Raw genomic sequence first — 2,679 nt, 5'->3', positions numbered from 1 at the left:
CCAGAGGGGGTGAGCACCGTGACACTCCATGTTCTCAGATGGACGTCAATACCAATAGAGATATTTTGTCCGCTGAAATCTTTTTTGTTACTTTGTACCATAGACGTATCGGTTTTGCTGTTAATGTATTTTGCTTTTACAAATTTACATGCAATTGCCCTTACGTCTATCTTTTCTCCTCACTCCTCTCGGGGGAAAGCCTTAGCGGCAAGGGGGCAGACAGCCCCCGTTGAGCGCCCCGTCAGCTAATCTGATGCAAACATAGTGACTTTATTATTTTCTTTTCCTCAGCTATGGGTTGAACACAGAATTTGAACACAGGAGCATGAACACAGAGGGCTGCCATTGGCGGTTGAAACGAGTTGGCGCGGAGTTGTGTTCAGATTTGTGTTCAAGGCAAAAGAAAAAGCAGCTACGATTTGTTTCGCAACTGCTTGATTTTCAAGAAGTGGTCCCACTTGTACTTTGAACTTCAAGGTAACTTATTGTAGGGCAGTTTATTCTCTATGTTAAAGTTCGGAATTGGCTCAGATGAGGCACCTCTGTACTTCATCATTTTGCAACGCCGTTCTTATCTTCGTTTTTGCAAAGTTAATCATTAATTGCCATAGTGCCAAATTAGTCATCTTAAAAGTTCATAAAATGAACTGCCATTAGTTATAAGTTATCCGACATCAGGAACTGCCGTAAGGTCAGATGTTTTATGCCTTCGTAGTTCTGAGAACGTGACATCGGATTCATGGATATGACATACTTGGGATAGTTGTCATGTATCTTCAGCAGATTTCCAAACTCCCGCTCCATTGTCTTGTCGTCAGCGATAAGATACGCCACCTGTATATAGACCGATGTGCCGCCTTTTTCGGCAACGAAATCAATCTCACCGTTGGGAAGTGTTCCGACACTGATCTTGTATCCGAGATTTTTAAGATGTAGATAGACAGCGTTTTCTATTACTTTCTCTATGTCGCCGGTACGGTTAGGGCCGGCAAGCATATTGCGCAGCCCCAAGTCCTCAAAGTAGTATTTGTCGTTGGTCTCCAACAGACGCTTTCCATGTATGTCATATCTCGGCACTTTATTGATGATGTAAGCGTTTGAGGCAGCTTTCAGATAATTTATCGCCGACAACGGGGTCAATTCCACTCGCTGAGATTTGAGATATTTCGACAATGATGTAGCCGATACAAGTTGCCCCGCGTTGTCGCTGACGTATGACATCAGGTTTTCAAACAGTGTCACATTGCGCAACCCTTCCCTCTGCACCACATCTTTCAAAACAATGGTATTGTAGATGTTCTGTATATATTCCCATACCATATCCTCGTTTTCAAGTCCGAGACGGTACAAGTGAGGAAGACCGCCGAATCCGAGATATTTCTGAAGACTGTCATCAGAATCATCAAGCCCGTGAAAGGTCAGGAACTCTCGGTATGAAAGACTCAGGATATGAATCTCAATATATCGACCGCCGAGGTATGTGGAAAGCTCCGACGAAAGCATCTTGGCGTTACTTCCGGTCACGACAATCTGGCATTCCTCGTCGGCATTAAGGCTACGGAGTACATTCTCAAAACCGTCAATGTCCTGCACCTCGTCAATGAGCAAATAATTCTCCGCATCGTTTTTCAATTTGCCGTCAAGATAACGCGAAAGGTCATCTGCATTTCTTATATCGGCATACTTTGTTTTTTCCTTATTGATATAGACGATATTGGCATCCGGATTGTCGGCTTCAATCTCGCTGACGAGTTGACGGATTATATAACTCTTGCCAACGCGACGTTGCCCGGTAAGAGCAATTATCATCCCCTTGCCGATAAATCTCTGAATATGCTCAATATACTGTTGCCTTGCTATTATCTTCATGACTGCAAAGTTAGTGAATTTTGTTAATCATACCAAACAAAATAGAGAAATATCGCAATTCTATTTGTTATACATCATGAAACTGACGAAACCTGCGAGAGGCGCAACGGCTCGACATTGTCGGTCTCAAGCGAGGCAGTGCCGATGGAGTCAATGCCGTCAGCGGCGTTTGACGAGTCTGCACTACCGCTGACCGCATTGCCAGAATTAAAGAGTCGGCTAAACACCGAGTGTCTGATAGCCTGAGCATGTTGCTTCGCTGTACATGCCAAGTCTATTTGCCACTCCGTGTTCTTACGCCGCCTCCATCATTCGTTATTTGAGCCGTTGCGCCACTCTCCGTTAGCAGCAGTCCACGGGCCGAGACAGTGATGTGCCTCCTTCCTTCGTCGGGGGCATATCACAGACTCGTCTTTCCGGGACTGGACAATTCTATTTACAGACATTTCAATATTACGAAAATTTCAGAGCGATTATGTAGCCGTATGTTTTCACCGTGCCGGAGTCGTGGCTCCTGTTATTGTCTAATCAACAGCGATTTTAACTTGCTAGCCAATGGTTAACGTGTGGTGACGGGGATATTCTTTTGCCTTTTGACTGAAAAATCTCCAGACACAAAATGGTATTTGCCTCCGTAAGCTCCGGCGAATACTTCATTTTGCACTCGTATTTTTCCGTCAAAGGGCGAACATCCCCTCTGTTCACCACACGCCTTTGAGGTGTCAAGCAAGCGAAAACCGATGGTGATATACAAATAAAAAAAAGTCGCAACGATGAAAACAAACAGCCACATAAAAGGTCAAAGCGAAG

1 protein-coding gene is annotated in these 2,679 nt (G+C 44.5%); it reads right to left on the bottom strand.

The window, feature by feature from the left end; all coding sequences use genetic code 11:
• Positions 1 to 657: 657 nt before the first annotated feature.
• A complete protein-coding gene (locus tag C5O24_RS12360) occupies positions 658 to 1,869 on the bottom strand; it encodes an ATP-binding protein (protein ID WP_107036787.1) in 1,212 nt (403 codons plus the stop codon).
• Positions 1,870 to 2,679 lie beyond the last annotated feature (810 nt).

The sequence above is a fragment of the Paramuribaculum intestinale genome, from assembly GCF_003024925.1.
In the GTDB taxonomy this organism is placed as follows: Bacteria; Bacteroidota; Bacteroidia; order Bacteroidales; family Muribaculaceae; genus Paramuribaculum; species Paramuribaculum intestinale.
The sequence above is the reverse complement of the archived record's forward strand: the minus strand, read 5'-3'. Positions and strand labels throughout refer to the sequence as shown.

What these genes read in the sequence shown, in the direction of transcription:
- C5O24_RS12360 (WP_107036787.1), bottom strand. Translation starts at nt 1,869, where the DNA reads ATGAAGATAATAGCAAGGCAACAGTATATTGAGCATATTCAGAGATTT.